Source organism: Prochlorococcus sp. MIT 1304 (assembly GCF_047305015.1).
GTDB lineage: Bacteria > Cyanobacteriota > Cyanobacteriia > PCC-6307 > Cyanobiaceae > Prochlorococcus_A > Prochlorococcus_A marinus_E.
On sequence record NZ_CP138974.1, the window covers coordinates 1,492,198 to 1,515,775 of the forward strand.

Genomic DNA, 23,578 nt, shown 5'->3' on the forward strand with positions numbered 1-23,578 from the left:
TTAAGGTCTACGCCAGAAAATATTATCTTTTGAGAGTAATTGATCAGATTCAGGAGGTCCCCACGTCATGGATTCATAATTATAAATAGGTAACTTCCAAGGAGAATTATCCATCAATTCTATTAATGGGGTATAAAGTTTCCAGGCTGCCTCTACTTCATCGCTTCGAGTAAATAAAGTTGGGTCAGAAAGCATTGCATCCGCTAATAATCTTACATAGCCTTCATCTGATGGTTCTCCAAATGATTCATCATAAGAAAATTCCATTTCAACAGGTCTTGATTTCATTCCAGAACCTGGAGATTTTACCTCAAACTTGAAAGTCGCCCCTTCATTTGGCTGAATTCTAAGGATAAGTTGATTTGGGGCAGGATTTATTATTGTTGATTCAAATAAATGAACAGGAACGTCTTTAAAAGTCAAGACTATTTCTCCAAGTCTTTTAGGCAGTCTTTTACCTGTTCTCAAATAAAATGGAACACCTTGCCAACGCCAGTTATCAACGAAAACTTTTGTCGCGATATAAGTTTCTGTTGTGCTATTGGAATTAACACCATCTTCCTGCCTATATCCTTTCAGTTGATTTGAAATATTCCCTCCCTCTCCATATTGACCTCTTATGCAACAATTCCACGGTTCATTTTCGTCAGCAAGTTTTGAAGCTTGAAGAACCTTAGCTTTTTCATTTCTTATTGCTTCTGGCTCAAACTTCCCAGGAGGTTCCATAGCAGTAACAGCAAGCATTTGTGTCATATGGTTTTGAAGCATATCCCTTAAAGCACCTGAGCTTTCGTAATAACCTGCCCTATCTTCAACACCCACTGTTTCAGATGAAGTAATTTGAACACTTGATATATAATTTCTGTTCCAAATTGGTTCAAAAATAGTGTTAGCAAACCTCAAAACAAGAATATTTTGAACTGTCTCTTTACCTAAATAATGATCGATCCTATAAATCTGATTTTCTTCAGCACAACTTTGGACGATTTTATTCAATTTTTTTGCACTTGAATAATCTCTTCCAAAAGGTTTTTCAATCACTAAACGACTTTTCTTGGGGTCATCTAAAAGGCCAGCTTCTTTAAGAGCTTTACATCCACTTGCATAGAAATTCGGAGATACTGATAAATAAAATGTTCTATTACCATGAGTAGCTTGTTTTTTATCAATTTCATTTAATCTTTTAGAAAGCCTTACGACATGATCACTTTGTTGTAAGTCAACAGGTTCATAGAAAAGGTAATTAGAAAATTGTTCCCACTCCGTTTCTTTACCAGATATTTTATTTGATAGCTTTACTTTCATCTTTTCTCTAAACTCATTATCAGTCCAAGGTCTTCTCGCACAACCAACTATTCCAAATTCACTAGGAATTCTTCTTTGTAAATAGAGTTCAAATAAGGCTGGTATTAATTTTCTATGAGTAAGGTCTCCACTAGCACCAAATATTACCAAGCATTGTGGAGATATGACTCTTTCCTGCCGTAAGCCTAATCTTAGAGGATTACTTAAAGTTGAAGGCATATTTTTATTATTCTTTATTTAAAATCCTCTTTTTTTCAAATATTAGCTACATATTGTGTCTAAACCAAAAAGTATTTAGAAGGTTAAACTTAAATCTAAATATCAAAGTTTAGTAAGTTTCTACGTGCCATCTCCCTGCTTTTTTTAGTTGAGGTCTTAGTTCTGACCAGTTCAAGCCTTTTTCTTCTGCTGCCTTAGTCATTGCTTCATCTATTCCAGGTTCCATACCCTTTAATCCACAAAGATATATGTGTGTCTTTTCATCTTCAATCATGTTGAAAAGTTCATTGGCTGACTCTAAAACTCTGTCCTGAATGTACATTCTTCCACCTTTTGTATTTTGCTGCTCGCGACTAATAGCTTTTGTATATTTGAAATTATCAGGATAATCAGAAAGGTATCTTTGAAGATCTTCCTCGTATAACAAATTAGCTGATTTTGGAGCACCCATAAATAACCAAGCTTTACCTTTGAAATTCCATTTATTTTTTTCTTTTTCAGTTGGTTCGAACATTCTTCTTAAATAAGCCCTCATTGGTGCTATTCCAGTTCCTGTGGCCAACATAACAATGTTCGCATCCTCTTCCTCAGGGAGAAGCATTTCTTTACCTACAGGACCTGTTATTTTTACTTTATCTCCTGGCTTAATATCACATAAGTAAGTAGAGCAGACACCATTAATGGTTTCACCATCTTTTTCATATTGAAGCTGTCTTACACAAAGAGAAACTGTATTTCCATTAAAGTCATCTCCGTGTCTAGTACTAGCTATTGAATAAAGTCTTAATTTGTGAGGTTTTCCATTAGCATCTTCACCGGCAGGCATAATACCAATACTTTGGCCTTCTACATAATTTAAAAATGGATCACTATCTTTAAGGTCGAAAGTTATATGATTAACTCTACCAATTGCTCCTTCTTTGAGAAGGCTATAGTTTTCAATGACGGTTCCCTCGTAGGGTGTCTTAGGACGATAAATATTTACTGGTACATCTGCATGTTTTTTCTTAACTACTTTTGGAGCCTCTGTTTTTGGAGCTTCAGTTTCTGAAACGATGGCTTTTTTAGGTTCCACAGCTTTTACCTCAGGTTTTTTTGTTTTGGCTTCTTCAACAAATTTTAAAGCTCTTTTATTGAAAGTTGTGAGTATAAAATAAAAAACAGCTATTACTACTGGTATATGAGCTAATCCGCCTGCGATTACTTTTGCTTGTGAATACATTTTAAAGATTTCTTTTATAAAAGATTATCAACTTGTAGTTTAATTTGTAGTGTATTCACAAAAATGGTTACGTTTTGAGATCGGAATAAATAAAAGAAATTATTTTTATTTTTCAGTATTTGTTGTTTTTATCAGTATAGTTACACAGAAATAATTTTTTATTTGGTTAAAAAATTCATTTATGAATAATTCTCAAGAATCAGAAGATCATTCTAAAAACAATGATTACCAGACAATTGAGCAAACGATGGAAAAGCTTTCTGGAGGAACGAGAAGACTTGCAGCTCAACTTACAACCTCTGCAAGTTTTGATTCTTTGTGGAATGTCTTAACTGATTATGATCGACTAAATCTTTACATACCAAATCTATTATCAAGCAAAAAAATATATCAAAAAAACAATAATGTTCATCTTAAACAAGTTGGAGCTCAGGATTTTCTTGGTATGAAATTTTCAGCTGAAGTGACCATCGATTTATTCGAAGATAAGGAGCTTGGCCTTTTAAAGTTCAGTTTAATTAAAGGGGATTTCAGAAAATTTGAAGGTAGTTGGAAAATTCAAAATATCAAAGATACTTCAAAAAATTCATTAATTTACGATCTAACTGTTCAAGGTTGTCAATGGATGCCAATAGGAATGATAGAGAAAAGACTAAAAAAAGATCTTTCAGAAAATTTGCTTGCCGTTGATAAGCAAGCAAAATTATCAATAAATTAGTTTAAATTTTAGAAAATAGCCCCAAGGGGATTCGAACCCCTGTCGCCTCCGTGAAAGGGAGGTGTCCTAGGCCTCTAGACGATGGGGCCAGGAAATTAGTATAACAGCTTATTAAAAACTAAGAGTAAGGCTAGCCTTTCGTCAAGTATTGTTGCTCTTTGTTTTGTCCTTGCCACACAGGAACTGTGAAATGAAAGCACGAACCTACGCCAACTTCAGATACCACCCATATTCTTCCTCCATGGACTTGTACTATTCTCCTGCATACTGATAAACCTATGCCAAATCCTGAAGTTCCTTCAGAAGTCTGCGGGAGTCTTACCCTATCAAGAAAAATTCTTTTTTGTTCGCTCAAAGGAATACCTGCACCTTTGTCACAAATTGTTATTTCTACCCATTGATTTGTCTTGTGAATCATCGTGATTTTTATAGATCCAGAATCTCTAGAAAATTTAATAGCATTTTCAATTAAATTTAAAAATACTTGCCTCATTCTTCTTTGATCTGCAAATACACTTGGCAGATCAGATGGAATATCAGTATCAATTTCAATATTCCTTAATCTCCAGAATTTTTCTAATTCGAGTATTACTTCAGCACTAATATTACCTAAATCAATTTTCTGAGGATTAAATAACGCTTCCCATTTGGTTGTTCCAACCTCTAATAGATCCTGAGATAAGAGTTCAATTTCTTCTAGACGTCTTTTTATTACCTCTTGCAATTTTGAAATATCTATTTGTCCTAGTTTTTGACTTTGAACAGCCAAAGTAGCAGCCGTTAAAGGTGTCCTTAATTCATGCGCGACCATTCTTAACAATCTCTCCTGAGACTCAATTCTTTTTGTTAAAGTCTCATTTTCTTGTCTTAAAACGAGAAGTTCATCTTCTAATAGAAATTCTTTTTGAGTTCTTATTGAATCAATTTTAGATGGTTGCAAATTAATCCCAAGATTTTTTGTTAAGCCTTCCTGTGTCCATCTTGGCAACCACTTTTGCAACTGAGAAAAAATATTACTTCCAGCAAATATTTGTTTTGGAGCTGGAGAAACTTTTATAAGGGCAGGAATAGCTACTAATCTATGTAATTCGAGTAATTCTGGTTGCTCTGTAGGCTCAGAAATCTGGAGAGATATCTCAAATTCACAATCATCTGATTCTAGATAAGCTATTAAGGACTTAATGTCATTACTAGAAAGTTGATTTCTAGCTGCCACAAGTATTAATTTTAACTCTTTTTTATCATTCAAATGATTTCCTCTGAAGTGTTGAAAAGCTGTTAATCCTTATAAACACCTTAAGATATTTATTTTTATTTTACAGATAAGCTATTAAATAAATAGGACTTATTTATATATGGTTGCTATTAATCCAAAGGAAAATTTACATTTTGGTGAAAACCCTCCAGAAATCAACCTAAATAGTAATTTAAAAAGGTGGTTTTCCAGGAATATTGGATTGTGGAAATCTAACAGAACTTATTTTCTTGATGAAGCACAAAAAACTTATAATTTAACTATGAATATTAATATTCAAGCTCTAGAAAGTAAATCCCAATGGGAGTCGCATTATAAGTTCACTTGGTACCCAGAAAAAAAATATAAGTTCTTTAACGAGAATCCCCAGTATAAAGAACGAGGAGAAATGCATGCATTTTTAAAAGGCCATCAACTAAAGAGGGAAAATTTTTATTTAAGTGATGAGGAAGGTATTTCAAATATTAAACAAGTAGACGAACACGAAATGATTTTTGAATCTTCTTACAAAGATTGGTATATCCTTGAACATACAAGACTTTTAGATTCTGATAATCATAGATTTAGGGTTATATATTCGTGGAACAAAAATATCTTAAAAATAGTAGAAAATCATCACGAAATTAAAACTATTAAATAAATTCTATTTTCAGATTTAGTTTAAAAAATAAAAAATGGTATCTTTAATATATGAATTAAAAATGAATCAAATATGTGTTTTAAGATATCTAAAATTTTTGCAATCCCCCTAATTTCTTCAACTTTTTTGTTTGGTTTTAACAACTTGAATGCAAATGTTAAAAATTCTCCTGCAAATAAAAATGATTTAGATTTATATCATGGGATGGGAGTTTCATTTTTGTGTAATGCGACAAGAAAGGGATTTGATTTAGATTTCCCAAAAACATTAAACGTAGCTTCAGCAACTTTCGCATCAGTAGTTTCACAAAAACATGGAGGGAAAATAATAGAAAGGAAGAAAGAACAAACAGTTGATATAAAGAAATTACAATTTATTGCATCTCTGCAGTTAGTTGAATCAGCTCTTCAAGTGTGTCCAGATAATGTTCCAGAAAAGATTAAAAAACAATTCAAAATTGAAACTGAGAGACTCAAAAAATTAAAAGGATCAGGGAAAAAATAATTTCTTTTATCTAAACATAGAACTAACAGAACTTTCCTCGTGAATTCTCCAAATAGCCTCACCCAACATATTCGCAACAGAAAGAACTTTTAACTGCGGAAAATTATCTTTATGTAAAACAGGTATACTATTAGTCACAATAACTTGTTCAAATAGATTCTTAGCACTTAATCTTTCATAAGAAGGAGGAGAGAATACAGCATGCGATGCACATGCAAATATTCTATTAGCTCCCTCTTGTTTTAATAAATTAGCTCCAGAACAAATTGTGCCTCCAGTATCTATCATATCGTCTATGAGAATAGCTGTCTTACCTTTAACTTCACCAATAACTGTTAAACTTTCAGCGATATTATGAGCAGATCTCCTTTTATCAATAATAGCCAACGGAGCATCTTTCATTAATTTTGCAAACGCTCTTGCTCTAGCAACTCCACCTACATCCGGAGAGACGACAACTATTTCTTCTAAATCTAAAGTTTCTAGATAATCAATTAACACAGGTGAACCGTAAATATGATCGCATGGAATGTCAAAATATCCTTGAATTTGAGCTGAGTGTAAATCCATAGCAAGAACCCTATCAACTCCTGATTTCTCAAGCAAATTAGCAGTTAGTTTTGCAGTTATAGACTCTCTTCCTGAGGTTTTTCTATCTGCCCTTGCATATCCAAAATAAGGAATTACAGCTGTTATTTGTCTCGCAGACGCTCTCTTGCACGCGTCTACCATTATCATAAGCTCCATCAAACTATCGTTTACAGGAGCACATGTAGGTTGTATCAGGAACACATCGCAACCTCTAATAGATTGTTGAATCTGGACATAAAGTTCTCCATCAGCAAATCTTTTTGATATTAAAGGTACATTTTCAATCCCTAAGTATGATGCAATTTCTTCAGCTAATTTAGGATTAGTTGTCCCACTTACTAACCTTAATCTACTATTTGTTAGATTAAAATTCGACTCTTTACTCTGCATTGCCGTGATAAAACTTGTCACGAAATTTGCACCATAAAACTATAATCTTATCGTAGTCGTTTATGAGAATTTCGCAAAAAATAATCTCTATATCTTTTCAAAAGTTAAATCAATCAAGCTAGATCTCATTCATTAAAAATTAGATTTTAAATGGATTCAGTCTAAAAAAGAAGTAATAATATTTGTCAATCAAAAAAAATTTGTATATTGTGTAATTTAGAGAATTAAAAACACTTTAAGAGTAAATAAACAAAATATAATTAATAACATGCCTAAAGAATCAGTTCTTGCAAAAAAATCATTAGGCATACTTATGCATCCTTCATGTATTCCAGGAGGGGGAGGAGTATGCGGAACTTTTGGCAGAGGAGCTAAAGATTGGATAAAAAAACTACATAGGCATGGGATTGAATATTGGCAATTTTTACCTCTTACACCCACTGACTGTATGGGATCTCCCTATAGTTCTCCATCTAGTTTTGCTCTAAACCCATGGTTCTTAGACATAGACGAATTAATCAACAACGGGTTTATCTTTATTTCAAATAAAGAAGAATTAGGACCAACAAATCAGAATAAAGATTATTTTGACTTTAATGTTGCGGATGCTTTAACAAAAAAATTAGGTTACCTCCTCTTGCAAGGTTGGAGCTCACAACCTGAAGAAACAAAACTAGATTTTTATAAATGGATAAGTAGAAATTCTTGGGTTGAAGATTATGCATTATTTGTTGTAATCAAAGAGGAGTTTAATATGTTGCCTTGGTGGGAATGGCCTCAAGAATTTAAATTAAAAAATAACAAGTTCTTAAAATCGTGGATCAAGAAAAAAAGTGAAGAGATACTTATTAAAAAATTAATACAATGGCATCTTGATGAGCAATGGAGTGCTATTAAAAACTTTGCAAAATCAAGAGATATTAAGCTAATAGGAGATTTACCTTTTTATGTCTCAAGGGACAGCTCTGACGTATGGAGTAATAGATCATTATTTTCAATTTTTAAAAATGGAGATTTAATTTTTCAAAGTGGTGTTCCACCTGATTATTTTTCATCAACAGGACAATTATGGGGCACCCCAACATACTTTTGGTCAAAACATAAGAGGACTAATTTCAATTGGTGGAGAAAAAGATTTCAAAGGCAATTTGAACTCGTGGATATATTGAGGTTCGATCATTTCAGGGGGTTAGCCGGTTACTGGAGAGTTAATGGCAGTTCTAAATCAGCAATTAATGGAAAATGGATAAATTCTCCAGGTAAAACACTATTAAATAAAGTAAAAAAGGATCTGGGGTCTAACTATCTACCAATTATTGCTGAGGATCTGGGAGTAATTACCCCAGATGTAATCAAACTAAGGAATTTTTTTGAACTACCTGGCATGAAAATATTACAATTTGCTTTTGATGGTAATGAAGATAATCCTTATTTACCTAAGAATATTAAAGGAGAAAATTGGGTTGTTTATACTGGTACTCATGATAATTCTACTTCTGTTTCATGGTGGGAATATTTAGATTATGAATCAAAAAAAAGAATAAAAGATGAATATAAATTTTCAGAAAATCCTTCTTGGGATTTAATAGAAATTGGCATGAATACAAATGCCTATCTCTTTATCGCTCCTATGCAAGATCTACTATCTCTAGACGATTCAAGTAGATTAAATAAACCCGGCACCACAAAAAATAACTGGAAATGGAAGTTAAATCGATCTTTAGAAGAAATAGAAGATAATATAAAAATCTTTAGTGAGCTAGGAAGTAATTTTGGGAGAACTCGAAAGTAGAGTTTATTAAAAATTATTTATTAATGATTTGATTTTCAATATTTTGAATCTCTATTACATTTACATTAAAAACAAAGTACCTCTTTAGTAAAAATATAGTTAAAACTAATATAAAAAAATACAAAAGACTTCCCTGCCATGTATTTATAAGATCAAATTTCCTTAACAGAAAATCGTTTTCCCCTTTCTTTAAAATTTTTCTTTCTCTAACTGTTAATTTTAATAAGGTATTTTTTTTTAATCCTAAGCATTCCTCTAATTTAATTAATATAGATCTCATAAAAGGGTACTTCGGCATAATATTTTTATTGTTATTTTCAATAGAATTTATTACGCTTTCAGGAATTTTTGAAATGCATGACAATTCTTTTACTGTAAGGTTTTGTTGGATTCTTGCTTCTTTGACTAACTCTGCAATTTCTATATATTTATCAACCAATCCAGGACTAGAGTCTTTATTTTTTTCAGATTTTTTTTTAGATAAAAAGAGATTCTTCAAAATATTCATTAATATTCACAAGCTAATTAATCCTTTTTCTACTCAATTTTTTTTAAAAACCACATTCTCTATTGATTCTAATCTAATTAAAATCATAAGTAAATTCATTGCATATAAATATAAAAACTAAACTGTAGAAATAAAATTTTGAACTGCACTTTTTGCAATATTTAAAGGGCTAAAAGTATCTCTAATTAAACTGAAGAGTTTTTTAGCATCAGTAAATTCTAATTTTTCATCTTTTATAAGGCTTAAAAGAAGATTCTTTCGAACTTCGGATCCTTTCTTACTGACAAATAATTTCAATCCAGCGTTAGCTACTGGTATAAGATCTGAATTAATATTTTCTGAATCTTTAAATAAAATATTTAATAAACTTTCAACTTTTTCTATTTGAATTTGACCTTTTTTATCAAAAACGACTTCTAAAAGGATTTCTAAAATCTCCTCAGAATTATCGGTAAGTAGTTTTTTAGCAATATATGGATAAGCTATTTTTAAAATTTTAAATTCAGGATCTAGTCTTAGTGCTAAACCTTCTTGACTAACAACGGCTCTTATTATTAAGGCAAACCTACTGGGAACCCTGAAAGGATAGGAATACATAAGTTTTGAAAATTTATCAGTTACATTTTTAAGATTAAAATTACCAACCTCAGCGCTTAGGGATCCACCAAGAACTTCTTTTAATGGTTCTACAAGTTGGTTAAGATCTTGTTCTTTGGTTAAGAAACCTAATTTCTGGAAATCTTCTGCCAAAAGAAAATATTCTTCGTTTATTATGTGAACAATTGCTTTAATAAGAGTAAGTCTATCTGAATTAGAAATATTATCCATCATTCCGAAATCAACATAAGCCAAATTTCCACAATCTGCATTTCCTCCTTTAAGAGCAAACATATTTCCTGGATGTGGGTCTGCATGAAAATATCCAAATTCAAATAATTGCTGGAGACCACTGATAACACAAGTTTTTATAAATGAAGCAGGTATTAAGTTATTTTCCTCCAATAAGGCTCGATCTTTTAACTTAACTCCATCAATCCAAGAGGTTGTGATAATCCTTTTAGATGAAAACTGTTGTTCTAATTTAGGAATAAAAATATTCGGGTTTTCTTTGAATAAATTTGCAAACTTCAAAGCATTTTCGGCCTCTTTTTGATAGTCAATTTCATCAAAAAGTGCCTTACCAAACTCATCTATTATTTCCCCAATTCCAACACCTATATTTAATGGTAAAATTGGGGATAAAAAAGTTCCTAAAAACCTTAAAATTACAATATCCCTTCTTATAAGAAAATATAAATTTGGCCTCTGTACTTTCACAGCTAAATAAGAGTCATTTATTTTTGCTTTATAAACTTGACCTAAACTTGCAGAAGCAATAGGACTATCTGGAAACTCTTGAAATAATTCATTAGCAGGTGATCCAAGTTCATCTTCAATAATTTTTAAAGCAATTTTGTGATCAAATGCTGGGAGATTATCTTGTAAGTTTGTAAGTTCTGTAAGCCAATCTTGTCTAACAAGATCTGGCCTAGTTGAGAGTGCCTGACCTAATTTGATAAAACATGGACCTAAGTCTGTTATTACATCAAAAAGATATTTCGAGAGATTTTTTTGTACATTTTTATTTTTACTGTTACCTTGAGAAAGTATTCTCAAAAAAAGAAAAATAAAAGTTAAAAGGATATATAAAACTCTTGGTATAAAAATCCATGGTCTCAAAATCAACCAAAGTAAATCATCTTTTGCTGAATATTTGGAATAAGATTTTTTCATCAAAGTTAAAAAATATCAAAAAAGATTACCACGTAATTCATTCTATATATGTAGATAATACTTTATGAGCATTTCATCTTTTCTAACTAAAAAGTTTTTAAAGTCTTTATTCTTTCCCGCTCACAACAGAGGGGCGGCTCTACCAAAGAAATTAGTGAGGTTATTAAAAAATCCACCTGGGTATTGGGACTTGCCTGAACTACCAGAGATAGGATCACCACTATCCCAAAGCGGATTGATTGCTAAATCTCAAAGAGAATTCTCTGACAAATTTGGGGCCAAAGGATGTTTTTTTGGAGTTAATGGAGCTTCCGGATTAATACAATCTGCAGTAATTGCAATGGCAAATCCAGGCGAAAATATCCTGATGCCTAGAAATGTTCACATAAGTGTTATAAAAATCTGTGCGATGCAGAATATAAATCCAATATTTTTTGACCTAGAATTCTCAACCAGAACAGGGCATTACAAACCAATTACAAAAATTTGGTTGGAAAATGTATTTAAAAAATTAAATTTTGATGAGAATAAAATTGCAGGGGTGATTCTTGTAAATCCCTCTTATCAAGGATATGCCGGAGATTTAGAACCTTTAATAGATTGTTGTCATCAGAAAAATTTACCTGTTTTAGTTGATGAAGCCCATGGTTCTTATTTCCTTTTTTGTGAAAATCTTAATTTACCAAAACCTGCCTTATCATCAAACGCTGATTTAGTGGTTAATTCATTGCATAAGTCTCTCAATGGATTAACTCAAACGGCGATACTTTGGTACAAAGGGAATCTAATAAATGAAGGTAATTTGATCAAAAGTATTAATTTGTTGCAAACTACTAGTCCAAGTTCATTATTACTTTCTTCTTGTGAAGAGTCTATAAGGGACTGGCTTAATAAAAAAACTTTATCAAAATATCAAAAAAGAATTTTAGAGGCAAAAAGTATTTACAAAAAATTAATTCAAAAAAATATTCCTCTCATAGAAACTCAAGACCCATTAAAAATTGTAGTGAATACCTCTAAGGCTGGAATTGATGGTTTTACTGCTGATAAATTTTTTTATAGAAATGGCCTTATCGCTGAATTACCAGAAATGATGACTCTCACTTTTTGCTTAGGATTTGGAAATCAAAAAGATTTTCTTAATTTATTTGAAAAGTTATGGAAAAAGTTACTATTAAATTCCAGAAAATCAAAAAGTTTAGAAGTGATCAAATCGCCCTTTAAATTAGTTCAAGCACCCGAAATCGAAATTGGAATTGCTTGGAGAAGTAAGACTCGGAGTATTCCTTTCTCACAATCATTAAATAAAATATCTGGAGATATTATTTGCCCTTATCCTCCTGGGATTCCTCTACTAGTTCCTGGCGAAAAAGTGGACATAGATAGGTTTAATTGGATAAATAATCAAAGTTTATGCAACAAAGATCTGGTAAATTTTAATATAAAGGTCTTAGAAACATAGCAATTTCATATGAGATTTAAAAGCGGATTACTAATAGGAATTTTTGGTTTAATTGTTGTTTTGTTGGGGGGATGGTTTTTTACCTTGGCAACTGCGTTGCTTACATATTTAGCATTATTAGAATTTTTTAGAATGGCAGAATTTAAAGGAATAAGACCAGCTACAAAAACCACATTATTTTCGTCGTTTATTATTATAGTTTCTACTTATCTTGAGACCATTGGTGTGCTTGAAGGAGAAATTTCAAATTCAATTTTGCCAATCTGTTCAGTTGGGATATGCACTTGGTTACTTTTGCAACCAAAATCTGGGACAATTTCAGATATTGCAGCATCTATTTTTGGATTATTCTATTTAGGTTTTTTACCTAGTTACTGGATTAAGTTGAGGGGATTAGATTCAGTGATAATAAGTTCAAATCAGAGTATTATGTCGTTTGAGAACTTATCAAATACCACAGGTCTTCATTTAACTTTAACTTCTTGTTTTTTAATTGTAGCTAGTGATATTGGTTCTTATTTCATTGGGAAGTCATTTGGTAAAACATCTCTATCTCCAATATCTCCGAGCAAAACTATAGAAGGTTTAATTGGAGGAATATCCTGTTCAATTTTACTAGCAATATTTTTCGCATTTTTAATGAATTGGGAAAATCCATTAATTGTTGGAATAATTTATGGAATTTCAATTTCTCTTATGGCATTAGTTGGAGATTTAATAGAATCTATGATGAAGAGAGATGCAAAAATAAAAGATTCCGGAACTTTTTTACCGGGACATGGAGGGATTCTTGACAGAATTGACAGTTACATCTTTACTCCATCTGTTTTGTATTACTTTTTTATAATTCTCAAATATCTAAATTAATTAAGAAAAATTTTATTCCAAAAAATAATCTTTGATAATTTTGCTAGATAATGATGGAAGATCTATATGTGGAAGATGACCACAATTTTGTAACCCTACAAAATTTAATTTTTCAATATTTCCTATTTTTATAAGCTCTTTTTTTCCAAGAATTCGATCATTTTCTCCACATAATGTTTTGATTGGGATATTTTGGATATATTTTTGAGTGCCTGCAAAACCACCACTTTTTGCAAATGATGCGAGTGAATTTCTCCATCCTTTACAACCTAAATGAATTGAAGCAATTTGCTCTTCCATCTTACCAACGCATTCATTTGGGAAAGCAAATGCTTGCCTACAAAGACTTTTTCTGACCTGAGGCAATCCAAGAAATGAGGCGCCAATTTGGTTAAAAGGGAAAGGAATACTCTTAGGGTCTCCAAACAATCCGGCGGGGGACAAAAGGATAATTTTATCAATAGAATCAGGAATTTCATAAGCAAGTTTTAAAGCTGTTGAGCCTCCCATAGAGGCACCAATAATTTTTAGATTCTTTGTTATGTTTAAGGTCTTAAGGAGATCAATTAAATGCGCAATTATTTTCGAGGAATTATATTCATTTGTTGCGCACCTGGGACTAAAACCAAAACCCAGCAGATCAGGAACGATAACTTGAAAATTTCTTTTTAGTGATTTATATATTCTTCTGAATTCTAAAAAACTACTATCAAAGCCATGTAGAAGAAGTATAGGTTGACCTTTTCCTCCCATAACTACTGGGAATTTTAAGGAGTTCCAGTTTTGGTTAAATTTTATCCACTCAACATCATTTGCCAAATAAAGACCTAAGAGGTCTAGTAGTGACAATTTGGCACTTTCAAAAAATTCTATATTTACATCACTTAATTGTTCAAAATTGTTTTTAGTCAAAAAAATATTTATGTTTTAATTTTTTGTTTTTCAAAATTTGTAATAACTTCTATTATTTCCCCTTTACTAATTTCAAAAGGCAAAAAGTGAATCTCAGATTTATCTCGACAAGTAAAATCAGCAATTTTTTCTAAATTATTATTTTCAAAAACATTTATGCCAAGTTGTCCGATAGTAGTTGGTAAATTCAATTCTTCCATGAGTACAAATAATTGTTTAATTGATTGATCAGCTAATTTATTATTATTTTTCATTTCTTCTAGTCTTAATTGCAATAATAATCCAACCCCAACAATCTCACCATGTAAGAATTTATTAGGGGTGATTATCTGAGTAATTGCATTATGAAAAGCGTGTGCTGCTGCTGTCCTACATTTTTCTCCACCAATACCGCCAACTAATCCTGCTGTAAGTCCACATGCTTCAACAGTATTTTGCCAAGATATATTATTTTCAAATTGACCCTTAAATGCTTTTCCTCCATCTATTAAAAGTTGATCTCTTAAAACTCTTGATATCTGAATTGCTTGTTGAACAAGACCGTCGTCTATTTTTGAACTTGTTATTGAGGATTCATACCATTTTGCCAAGGCATCTGCTATGCCACTTGCAAGTGTTCTTGATGGAGCTGTTTGAATAAACTTATGATCAAAAACTAGTATTTTCGGACAAGATCCTAATGCGACATCTTTTATAAATTGACCATCCTTTGTATAAATATTCGATAAGGCAGTCCAACCAGCACATGTAGAGGCGCTAAGCGGAACTGTAATACAAGGGATATTAAGAGACTCGGCTATATATTTTCCAGAGTCTAGAACTTTGCCACCTCCAGCTGCGATAACAGAATCATTATTATTATTTGAGATAATGTTCTTAACTCTTGAAATATCTTCGTAACAACAATCAAATTGCAAATTAGCAGAATTTACAGTTAATTTTTGACTTTTTAAATCATTAAAAATATTATTTCTCAAATTATTCGTTTGAAACCCTCTACCTAGAATTAATGGTCTTTTAGTTAATTTAGTAATCTGAGGTAAAGATTTTTCCCAAGCAGAATTTCCCCTGTATATTGTTTCTGGAGAGATAGACTGCATATTTACTTTGAATAATTAGAAGTTAGCACCTGCTAGCTCTTGAGAAGATTCTTCAGAAGAAATATTTATAGTAACTTTTTTATTATCATCTATATCAACTAAAGCATTATCTCCGTCTTTAATTCTTCCAGAAAGAACTTCTTCAGCCAAACTATCTTCTAGTAAACGCATAACTGCCCTTCTTAAAGGTCTCGCTCCGTATGAAGGATTGTAACCTTCTTCAACAAGTCTTTCTTTAAAAGCATCGGTGACATTTAATTTAATACCTTTATCTTGTAGTCGGATAAAAACTTCTTGCAACATTATTTCAGCAATTTCTTTAACTTCATTTTTAGTTAATTGTCTAAATACAATTATTTCATCAAGTCTATTTAAAAATTCAGGCCTAAAGTATTGCTTAAGTTCTTCATTAACTAGTGATTTAATTCTATTATATTGGCTATCTTCAACTGAATCACCTGAGAATTCAAAACCTAGTCCACCACCACCTTTTTCGATAACTTTTGAACCGATATTAGAGGTCATTATTAATAATGTATTTTTAAAATCTACAGTTCTCCCTTTGGAGTCAGTTAATCTTCCGTCTTCAAGTAGTTGCAATAATAAGTTAAAAACATCTGGATGCGCCTTTTCAACTTCATCAAATAAAACAACGGTGTAAGGGCGTCTTCTAACAGCTTCAGTAAGCTGACCACCTTCATTAAAACCAACATAGCCAGGAGGAGAGCCTATAAGTTTACTAACTGTATGTCTTTCCATGAATTCTGACATATCTAATCTGATCATTGCTTCTTCACTACCGAAGAAATATGAAGCCAATGATTTAGTCAATTCAGTTTTACCAACACCAGTAGGTCCAGAAAAGATAAAACTTGCTATGGGTCTATTAGGATTTTTTAATCCAACTCTTGCTCTTCTTATAGCTCTTGACACAGCCTTTACAGCTTCATCTTGTCCAATCAGTCTTTGGTGAAGTGTTTCCTCCATATTGAGAAGCTTGACTGATTCTGTTTCTGTTAATTTTTGAACAGGAACACCTGTCCATGAAGCCACAATATGAGCTACATCCTCTTCACTGACAAGAGGACTTTGTAAAAGTTTAGAATCACTTTTTGCAGAATTATCAGGATCAGTTTGATCTACAGCTGTAGATTCTTTCTTATTATCCAAAACCTCTTTAATTTTTGCAGACAATTCCATCTCTTTTTCGCGTAATTGCCCAGCCTGATCAAAATTTTGGTCTCTTACAGATTCTTCCTTCTGTTTTTGGATTTGTCTTAATTCTCTATCTATTTGTTTTGCTTCAGGCGGAAGTTTAGAGTTTATTAAACGCACCCTACTTCCAGCCTCATCGATAAGGTCAATAGCCTTATCAGGTAAAAACCTATCAGATATGTAACGATCACCTAAATGAGCGGCGGCCTCTAGGGCATCATCAGTAATTTTTAGTCGATGATGTTGTTCGTAACGCTCTCTGAGACCTTTTAAAATTTCGATTGTATCTTCTATGGATGGTTCCCCAACCATTACAGGCTGGAATCTTCTTTCTAAAGCAGCATCTCTTTCAATATGTTTTCTATATTCGTCTAGAGTTGTTGCTCCAATACATTGAAGTTCCCCTCTAGCTAATGCTGGCTTAAGTATATTTGCTGCATCTATAGCTCCTTCAGCAGCTCCAGCACCAATTAAAGTATGCACTTCATCTATGACAAGAATGACGTTACCCGCTGATTTAATTTCTTCCATAATTTTTTTTAACCTTTCTTCAAATTCACCTCTATATTTTGTTCCTGCTACCAAAAGACCTATATCAAGGGTCAAAACTCTTTTATCTTCAAGTATGTCTGGAATATCGCCAGTTTGTATTCTTTGAGCTAAACCTTCTGCGATAGCTGTTTTACCTACACCTGGCTCCCCAATAAGAACAGGATTATTTTTTGTCCTCCTACCTAGTATTTGAACGACACGATCTATTTCTGAATGGCGACCAACGACTGGATCTAATTTTGATTCACTTGCTAATTTTGTTAAATTTGTTCCGAATTCATCAAGGGTAGCAGTTTTTAAGTTGCCCTTGTTTGAGCTACCCCCGGTGCCAACTTCGGCGGTTTCACCAAGCATCCTTATAACTTGAGTTCTAACTTTTGTGAGGTCAATATTAAGATTTTCAAGAACTCTTGCAGCCACACCTTCACCTTCTCTTATTAAACCTAACAATAAATGTTCTGTACCAATGTAATTGTGGCCAAGTTGACGAGCCTCTTCCAAAGATAGTTCCAAAACTCTTTTAGCTCTGGGAGTAAAAGGTATTTCTACAGCTACAAATCCTGAACCTCTACCAATTATCTTTTCCACCTCTATCCTTGAATCTTTTAAATTGACTCCAAGTGATTTAAGTACTTTTGCTGCTACCCCAGTTCCTTCTCCAATTAACCCCAAAAGAATTTGTTCAGTTCCAACAAAATTATGACCAAGTCTTCGAGCTTCCTCTTGAGCAAGCATAATGACTTTTATAGCCTTTTCTGTAAATCTTTCGAACATTAGAAGATTAAATTCCTATTAATAACCTACCAGTAATATGTCAATTTTGTGTTCAGAATGAGCTTTTGTGAATACCCAAAAGTATAATTTATCAAATTAAATTGAACTTTTTTAGTGATATAGCAAGAAATTATAGTAATTTCAAGGATTCTGGTTATCCGAACATTTAATTTTTTACATTATTTTGTTGTTAATTTTTTTTTCTTTTAAAAGTGCATTTGAACCATCTTTATAATAATTTTTTCTGATCCCAACAGTAGAAAAATCAAAGCGACTATAAAATCTTTCAGCAGTAACATTGCTCTGAGAAACCTCCAATAGTAAATTCTTCAAATTTAATTTTTCACATTTTTTAATTAAATAGCCCATAAGATAAGATCCAAATCCCTTTTTTCTAAATTTCTTATTTACAACAAAATAATTTATTTGAGCTTCATCAAGAACAACTTGAAAAACACATATCCCAATGACTAAATTTTTAATTAATAACCCAAATATTTTTGTACCATCTTTTTTGAATTCATTAGCCCATTGTTCTTTACTCCATAGCGAAATCGTATTTGAATCCAATTCATAACATAAATCAATATCTTTCTTATGCATTTGTTTAATAGATATCATTTATTATGTATTTATAAATAGAAAGTTCAAATCTAAAGTCATTATAAAATATGACAGTTTTAGCAAAGCTTTACTTAACGTTCTCCCATGGAAGAAAAACAATCTTTTTTAAAACAAAAAATTGACTTGGAAAGTCCTAACAGAAATATTATTCCTATTACCACATCCATTGATAGTGATGGGAAATTATCAGTTGGTGGGTGTTCTATTGAAGAACTAGTTAAAAAATATGATTCTCCTCTTTACATTTTAGATGAAATCACATTAAGAAATTCTTGTAAGGCGTACAAAAAAGCATTAGAAAAATACTACCCAGGAAAATCCTTGCCCATATATGCTTCAAAAGCAAATAGTTCCATTTTTATGAGTAGTCTTGTTTCTTCGGAAGGTTTAGGACTTGATGCTGTTTCAGAAGGAGAACTATTAACTGCTATTAAAGGTGGGGTTCCAAATGAGAAAATTGTTTTTCACGGTAATAACAAATCGGACAAAGAATTAGAATTCGCAGTTAGAAATAATATTAAGGTTATTGTTGATAATGATTACGACTTAGAAAGATTAGATGAGATCTCAAATGCATTTAATCATGATCTTGAAATAATGATTCGCTTTACTCCTGGGATAGAATGCCATACACATGAATATATTAGAACTGGATCATTTGATAGCAAATTTGGTTTCGGAATAGAATATTTAAATATTTTATTTAACAGAATCAGCAATACAAAGCATCTAAAATTAAAAGGTTTACATGCTCATATTGGTTCCCAGATTTTTGAACTGGACCCTCATAAGGATCTGGGAGAAATAATGGTAAAGGTTATCTTAGAAGCTAAAAAATTTGGTCATAATGTTGAGGAACTTAATGTTGGCGGGGGTTTAGGTATCAGGTATACAGAAAGTGACGATCCCCCTTCAATTGATGAATGGGTAAAAACAATTTCTTCTTCCGTTGTTGAAGCTTGTAAAAAAAACAACTTAGATTTTCCCACTTTAATGTGCGAACCTGGTAGATCTATTGTTTCTACAGCAGGTATAACCATTTACAAAATTGGGGCTTTTAAAGAAATTCCTGGTATCAGAACATATTTATCTGTGGATGGTGGTATGAGTGATAATCCAAGACCAATTACATATCAATCAAATTATTCTGCATGTTTAGTGAGTAATCCATTTAATATTAATTCCAAAAATAAATATACTATTGCTGGTAAGCACTGCGAATCGGGAGATGTATTGTTTAAAGAAATTGAACTAGCAGAGTGTAAGACGGGAGATCTTATATGTGTTTTTGGTACTGGTGCATATAATAATTCAATGAGTTCTAACTACAACAGAATTCCAAGACCAGCTACTCTCTTAGTTAAAGATGGAGAGGCAGAAATTATTCAAAAAAGAGAAAGCCCATTGGATCTTTTAAAATACGACGTATTACCTGATCGCTTTATCAAACAAAATTAGGTACATTTAAATTAATTTTGTTTTTAGTGTGAATTTCTGGGGGATTATAAATTTAAAGCTTTTATTAGATGTCTTATTTGCTGTTGGTTTCGGACTATTATTATTCTCTAGAGTAAAAGAACAACGGACATTATGGCTCCTAAGAGGATATTTGTTTTTAGTATCATCCGCATGGTTTATTCAAAGATATGCATACTTACCACTAACATCAAAATTAATTGATGCTGTAGTCCTCGCTTGCTCTCTCTCATTAGCGATCCTTTGGCAAGGAGAGTTAAGAAGATTAATGGAATTATTAGGTACTGGGAGGCTGGCTGTATTACTTGGGAATCCACCAAAGGAATTTAGAACAACTTCAACTACCATTACTCAGTTAGTTGATACTGCAGGTAAACTCTCTCAAAATAGAAGAGGTGCTTTAATCGTTGTAGATTTGGGGAGTGATTTAAGACCTGAAGATTTTTTATATTCAGGCACCAATATTGAAGCACAATTATCAACTGACCTTTTAATAAATCTTTTTGCTACAGATACGCCTTTACATGATGGAGCAGTTCTTGTGAAAGGAAATAAAATAATTTCTGCTGGCGTAATACTTCCTCTTTCAAGACAAGGAATAAGTAGATATGGCACAAGACATTTAGCAGCATTAGGAATTACAGAAAGATTTGACAGATGTATTTGTATTGTTGTTTCTGAAGAAACAGGTACGTTATCATTAGCAAACCAAGGCAAACTCGAGAGGCCAATAACCAGCAGCAGGTTACAAGAACTTCTCTCAAAATTGATTGGCAATCAAAACTCTATGGGAGCAAATAAAGCATCTTTAAGTAAAAATGTTTCGTCTCAAAAGACAGACTCGAGTGATAATATAATCAGTGAAATTAATAAAAAAGAGTCAGAAAAATCAGAAATTTTTACTAACAAAAAGGATTAACTAATGAGTTTAGAAAAAGTAATAGACGATAAAATTACTGACTTATTAATGAAAATAGATAAGCAAAAATTGCCCAAGCATGTAGCAATAATTATGGACGGCAATGGGAGATGGGCGACTAGAAAAGGTTTACCCCGATCATTTGGACATAAACAGGGAGTTAGTGTTTTAAAAAAAATTCTCAAAGCTGCAAAAAAATTAGGTTGTAAGGTAATTACTGTTTATGCTTTTTCAACAGAGAATTGGACAAGACCATCGAAAGAGGTCGATTTTCTCATAAATCTTTTTAGCGAAGTTTTAAAAAACGAAATTGATGAAATACATGAAGAATCAACAAAAATAAAATTCATTGGAGATTTAACTCCTTTCCCAAAAAATTTAAAAGAAATAATATCTAGTTCAGAATCACTTACTAAAAACAACAATAAATTTTTATTCAATGTTTGTGTTAATTACGGAGGTAGGCAAGAAATAGTAAAAGTTGCAAAAGAATTAGCATTAAAATCTTCTTCTGGGAAAATAAAGCCAAGTGAAATTAATGAAGAATTATTTAATTCAGAGCTATTAACAAGAGGAATTAAAGATCCAGAATTACTAATAAGAACAAGTGGTGAAAAAAGGATAAGTAATTTTTTATTATGGCAATTAGCATATTCAGAAATTTATATATCTGAAGTCCTTTGGCCAGATTTCAATGAGCATGAATTTCTTAAAGCAATAATTGATTACCAATCAAGAAATAGACGTTTCGGCGGTATAGAATCATTACCAAATGAATCTTTTGCAGATTCTCAATATATTTCCTAATAAAAATGGCTAATTCGAATAATCAGTTATTAAAAGAAATTAGGTACGATTGGAATAGGGAGGAGATATTGCAAATACTTAATATGCCTCTTATTGATTTAATGTGGGAAGCACAAATCGTTCACAGGAAATTTAACAAATACGATATTCAATTAGCATCATTGTTCAGCGTAAAAACTGGTGGATGTGAGGAAAATTGTTCGTACTGTAGCCAATCGATTTATAGTGCTAGCGAAATCAAAAGTCATCCACAGTTTCAAGTTGAAGAAGTTTTAGCAAGAGCTAAAGTAGCAAAAAATGAGGGTGCAGATAGGTTTTGTATGGGTTGGGCGTGGAGAGAAATTAGAGATGGGAAATCTTTTAATGCAATGTTGGAGATGGTTAGCGGTGTAAGGGATTTAGGGATGGAAGCATGCGTTACTGCTGGGATGCTTACAGAAGAACAAGCTTCCAGATTGGCTGATGCAGGTTTGACCGCCTATAACCACAATCTTGATACTAGTCCTGAGCATTATAAAAATATTATTACCACTAGAACTTATCAAGACAGACTAGACACTATTAAAAGAGTAAGGAATGCAGGAATAAATGTTTGTTGTGGAGGAATAATAGGCTTGGGTGAAACTAATGGCGATAGAGCATCTCTTTTAGAAGTGCTTTCAAACATGAATCCACACCCTGAAAGTGTTCCTATAAATTCATTAGTAGCTATTGAAGGCACTGGTTTAGAAGATACTCAAGAAATTGATTCTATTGAAATGATAAGGATGATAGCTACAGCAAGAATTCTTATGCCTGAAAGTAAAATAAGACTAAGTGCAGGGAGAGAAAAGCTTACAAAAGAAGCCCAAATATTATGTTTTCAATGTGGGGCAAATTCAATTTTTTATGGAGATGAGTTACTCACAACTTCAAATCCATCTTTTCAATCAGACAGAAAACTTCTTAAAGAGGTTGGAGTATCATTTAACAAAGATTTTGAAACTTGTGAAAAAACATTATCTTCTTTATGAAAGGCAAAAATTATAAAATAGTTTCTCTTTACTCTTTCTTCCCATTTCAAGAAAACTTAATTCTTGATCTAAAAAATAAATTAATAGAAATCGAAAATGAAAACGATCTTTCGGGTTTATTTATTTTTGCTAATGAGGGCATTAATGGAACTATTTGTGCTGAGAAAAATGTAATTGATATTGTTATCAATTTAATTAATACATATACAGATAATAAAAATTTGAATATTAAAGTAAACTTTTCAAAAAACAAAGTCTTCAAAAAATTAAAAATAAAAATCAAGAAAGAAATAGTTACGATGGGAATCCCTGAAATAAACCCTTCAGAAAATAATGGGACCTATATTGACTCAGCTGATTGGAATAAGTTAATCAAAAATAAAAATACAATAGTCATTGATACTAGAAATCATTATGAGGTGTCTATAGGTACATTTCAGAACTCTATAAACCCAAATACAAAAAATTTTAGCGAATTTCCTAAGTGGGTAGATGATCATTTAGATACCCATTTAGAAAATAAAGATTCTACTAATATAGCAATGTTTTGTACCGGAGGAATAAGATGTGAAAAAGCTACTACTTTGCTGAAAAAGAAAGGTTATAAAAATGTCTATCACCTACAAGGGGGCATTCTGCAATACCTTGATGATATACCAAAAGAAAAAAACTTATTTGAAGGTGAATGTTATGTTTTTGATAAAAGAGTTGCTTTAGATCAAGAATTAGAAAAGGGCTCCTATTCGATTTGTCATGCATGTGGAATGCCAGTTTCAATTCAAGATCAAGAAAGGAAAGAATATAGAAAGGGTATCCAATGTCATTTCTGCATAGATCAATTCAGTGAAGATGATAGGAAAAGGTTTGAAGAAAGACAAAAACAGATCGATAGATTAAAAGTGGAAAATCATAAAATCCATAAGGAATAATTTTTAAAATC

Annotated in this window: 21 protein-coding genes and 1 tRNA gene; 11 read left to right on the top strand and 11 right to left on the bottom strand. The window is 31.9% G+C overall.

The annotated features are described in order from the left end of the window. Together zwf and SIB45_RS08545 are read right to left on the bottom strand one after the other, a co-directional pair. Positions 1 to 1,524, bottom strand: coding sequence for a glucose-6-phosphate dehydrogenase (gene zwf, locus SIB45_RS08540; protein WP_011863132.1), 1,524 nt, complete (start codon positions 1,522 to 1,524; stop codon positions 1 to 3). A 109-nt stretch (positions 1,525 to 1,633) separates the two neighbouring features. After that, a complete protein-coding gene (locus SIB45_RS08545) occupies positions 1,634 to 2,746 on the bottom strand; it encodes an FAD-binding oxidoreductase (RefSeq protein ID WP_041484700.1) in 1,113 nt (370 codons plus the stop codon). Positions 2,747 to 2,927: 181 nt separating this feature from the next. On the opposite strand from SIB45_RS08545, the gene SIB45_RS08550 reads away from it, so the two are divergent. Further along, entirely contained in the window at positions 2,928 to 3,464 is a 537-nt protein-coding gene (locus tag SIB45_RS08550) for an SRPBCC family protein (RefSeq protein WP_011863134.1), read from the top strand. Between the two features lie 16 nt (positions 3,465 to 3,480). Here SIB45_RS08550 and SIB45_RS08555 read toward each other — a convergent pair. Both SIB45_RS08555 and SIB45_RS08560 read right to left on the bottom strand, forming a co-directional pair. Further along, positions 3,481 to 3,553, bottom strand: a tRNA-Glu gene (locus tag SIB45_RS08555). Positions 3,554 to 3,594: 41 nt separating this feature from the next. Further along, positions 3,595 to 4,713: a histidine kinase gene (locus SIB45_RS08560; RefSeq protein WP_011863135.1), complete on the bottom strand. Its 1,119-nt coding sequence runs from the start codon at positions 4,711 to 4,713 to the stop codon at positions 3,595 to 3,597. A gap of 106 nt (positions 4,714 to 4,819) precedes the next feature. On the opposite strand from SIB45_RS08560, the gene SIB45_RS08565 reads away from it, so the two are divergent. Together SIB45_RS08565 and SIB45_RS08570 are read left to right on the top strand one after the other, a co-directional pair. After that, complete coding sequence (locus SIB45_RS08565; RefSeq protein ID WP_011863136.1) at positions 4,820 to 5,359, top strand: hypothetical protein; 540 nt, start codon at positions 4,820 to 4,822, stop codon at positions 5,357 to 5,359. A 144-nt stretch (positions 5,360 to 5,503) separates the two neighbouring features. Continuing rightward, complete coding sequence (locus SIB45_RS08570) at positions 5,504 to 5,863, top strand: hypothetical protein (RefSeq protein WP_011863137.1); 360 nt, start codon at positions 5,504 to 5,506, stop codon at positions 5,861 to 5,863. 6 nt (positions 5,864 to 5,869) lie between these two features. Here the strand turns inward: SIB45_RS08570 and SIB45_RS08575 are convergent, their stop codons facing one another. Then, positions 5,870 to 6,865 carry a ribose-phosphate pyrophosphokinase gene (locus SIB45_RS08575; RefSeq protein WP_011863138.1) on the bottom strand — a complete coding sequence of 332 codons (996 nt, stop codon included), beginning with the start codon at positions 6,863 to 6,865 and terminating at the stop codon, positions 5,870 to 5,872. 247 nt (positions 6,866 to 7,112) lie between these two features. Between SIB45_RS08575 and malQ the strand changes: the two genes are divergently transcribed. Then, positions 7,113 to 8,636: a 4-alpha-glucanotransferase gene (gene malQ, locus SIB45_RS08580; RefSeq protein WP_011863139.1), complete on the top strand. Its 1,524-nt coding sequence runs from the start codon at positions 7,113 to 7,115 to the stop codon at positions 8,634 to 8,636. Between the two features lie 13 nt (positions 8,637 to 8,649). Here the strand turns inward: malQ and SIB45_RS08585 are convergent, their stop codons facing one another. Together SIB45_RS08585 and SIB45_RS08590 are read right to left on the bottom strand one after the other, a co-directional pair. Then, positions 8,650 to 9,144 (bottom strand): helix-turn-helix domain-containing protein, encoded by a 495-nt coding sequence (locus SIB45_RS08585; protein WP_011863140.1) that lies wholly within the window; start codon positions 9,142 to 9,144, stop codon positions 8,650 to 8,652. A 117-nt stretch (positions 9,145 to 9,261) separates the two neighbouring features. After that, positions 9,262 to 10,917, bottom strand: coding sequence for an ABC1 kinase family protein (locus tag SIB45_RS08590; RefSeq protein WP_011863141.1), 1,656 nt, complete (start codon positions 10,915 to 10,917; stop codon positions 9,262 to 9,264). A 64-nt stretch (positions 10,918 to 10,981) separates the two neighbouring features. Between SIB45_RS08590 and SIB45_RS08595 the strand changes: the two genes are divergently transcribed. Then, the gene (locus SIB45_RS08595) at positions 10,982 to 12,379 is read left to right on the top strand and encodes an aminotransferase class I/II-fold pyridoxal phosphate-dependent enzyme (protein ID WP_011863142.1); all 1,398 of its coding nucleotides are present in this window, start codon (positions 10,982 to 10,984) and stop codon (positions 12,377 to 12,379) included. Positions 12,380 to 12,388: 9 nt separating this feature from the next. After that, positions 12,389 to 13,246: a phosphatidate cytidylyltransferase gene (locus tag SIB45_RS08600; protein WP_011863143.1), complete on the top strand. Its 858-nt coding sequence runs from the start codon at positions 12,389 to 12,391 to the stop codon at positions 13,244 to 13,246. A gap of 12 nt (positions 13,247 to 13,258) precedes the next feature. Here the strand turns inward: SIB45_RS08600 and SIB45_RS08605 are convergent, their stop codons facing one another. The 4 genes from SIB45_RS08605 to rimI all read right to left on the bottom strand — a co-directional run bounded on the left by SIB45_RS08605 (position 13,259) and on the right by rimI (position 18,420). Continuing rightward, positions 13,259 to 14,158, bottom strand: a complete 900-nt coding sequence (locus tag SIB45_RS08605; RefSeq protein ID WP_413682123.1) for an alpha/beta fold hydrolase — start codon at positions 14,156 to 14,158, stop codon at positions 13,259 to 13,261. An 8-nt stretch (positions 14,159 to 14,166) separates the two neighbouring features. Next, positions 14,167 to 15,258 (bottom strand): iron-containing alcohol dehydrogenase family protein, encoded by a 1,092-nt coding sequence (locus SIB45_RS08610; RefSeq protein ID WP_011863145.1) that lies wholly within the window; start codon positions 15,256 to 15,258, stop codon positions 14,167 to 14,169. A gap of 15 nt (positions 15,259 to 15,273) precedes the next feature. Continuing rightward, positions 15,274 to 17,799 carry an ATP-dependent Clp protease ATP-binding subunit gene (locus tag SIB45_RS08615; protein ID WP_011863146.1) on the bottom strand — a complete coding sequence of 842 codons (2,526 nt, stop codon included), beginning with the start codon at positions 17,797 to 17,799 and terminating at the stop codon, positions 15,274 to 15,276. Positions 17,800 to 17,973: 174 nt separating this feature from the next. Next, positions 17,974 to 18,420: a ribosomal protein S18-alanine N-acetyltransferase gene (rimI, locus tag SIB45_RS08620; RefSeq protein ID WP_011863147.1), complete on the bottom strand. Its 447-nt coding sequence runs from the start codon at positions 18,418 to 18,420 to the stop codon at positions 17,974 to 17,976. Positions 18,421 to 18,507: 87 nt separating this feature from the next. On the opposite strand from rimI, the gene lysA reads away from it, so the two are divergent. From lysA to SIB45_RS08645, 5 genes are read left to right on the top strand one after another with little or no spacing between them, the layout of a single operon-like run. Continuing rightward, entirely contained in the window at positions 18,508 to 19,881 is a 1,374-nt protein-coding gene (gene lysA / locus SIB45_RS08625) for a diaminopimelate decarboxylase (RefSeq protein ID WP_011863148.1), read from the top strand. Positions 19,882 to 19,909: 28 nt separating this feature from the next. Further along, entirely contained in the window at positions 19,910 to 20,818 is a 909-nt protein-coding gene (gene cdaA, locus SIB45_RS08630; protein ID WP_413682124.1) for a diadenylate cyclase CdaA, read from the top strand. A gap of 3 nt (positions 20,819 to 20,821) precedes the next feature. After that, entirely contained in the window at positions 20,822 to 21,625 is an 804-nt protein-coding gene (locus tag SIB45_RS08635; protein WP_011863150.1) for an isoprenyl transferase, read from the top strand. Between the two features lie 5 nt (positions 21,626 to 21,630). Beyond that, positions 21,631 to 22,638 carry a biotin synthase BioB gene (gene bioB, locus SIB45_RS08640; protein ID WP_041484702.1) on the top strand — a complete coding sequence of 336 codons (1,008 nt, stop codon included), beginning with the start codon at positions 21,631 to 21,633 and terminating at the stop codon, positions 22,636 to 22,638. Further along, positions 22,635 to 23,567 (top strand): rhodanese-related sulfurtransferase, encoded by a 933-nt coding sequence (locus SIB45_RS08645; RefSeq protein WP_011863152.1) that lies wholly within the window; start codon positions 22,635 to 22,637, stop codon positions 23,565 to 23,567. The genes bioB and SIB45_RS08645 overlap by 4 nt, the downstream gene beginning before the upstream one ends. The last annotated feature ends 11 nt before the right edge of the window (positions 23,568 to 23,578 follow it).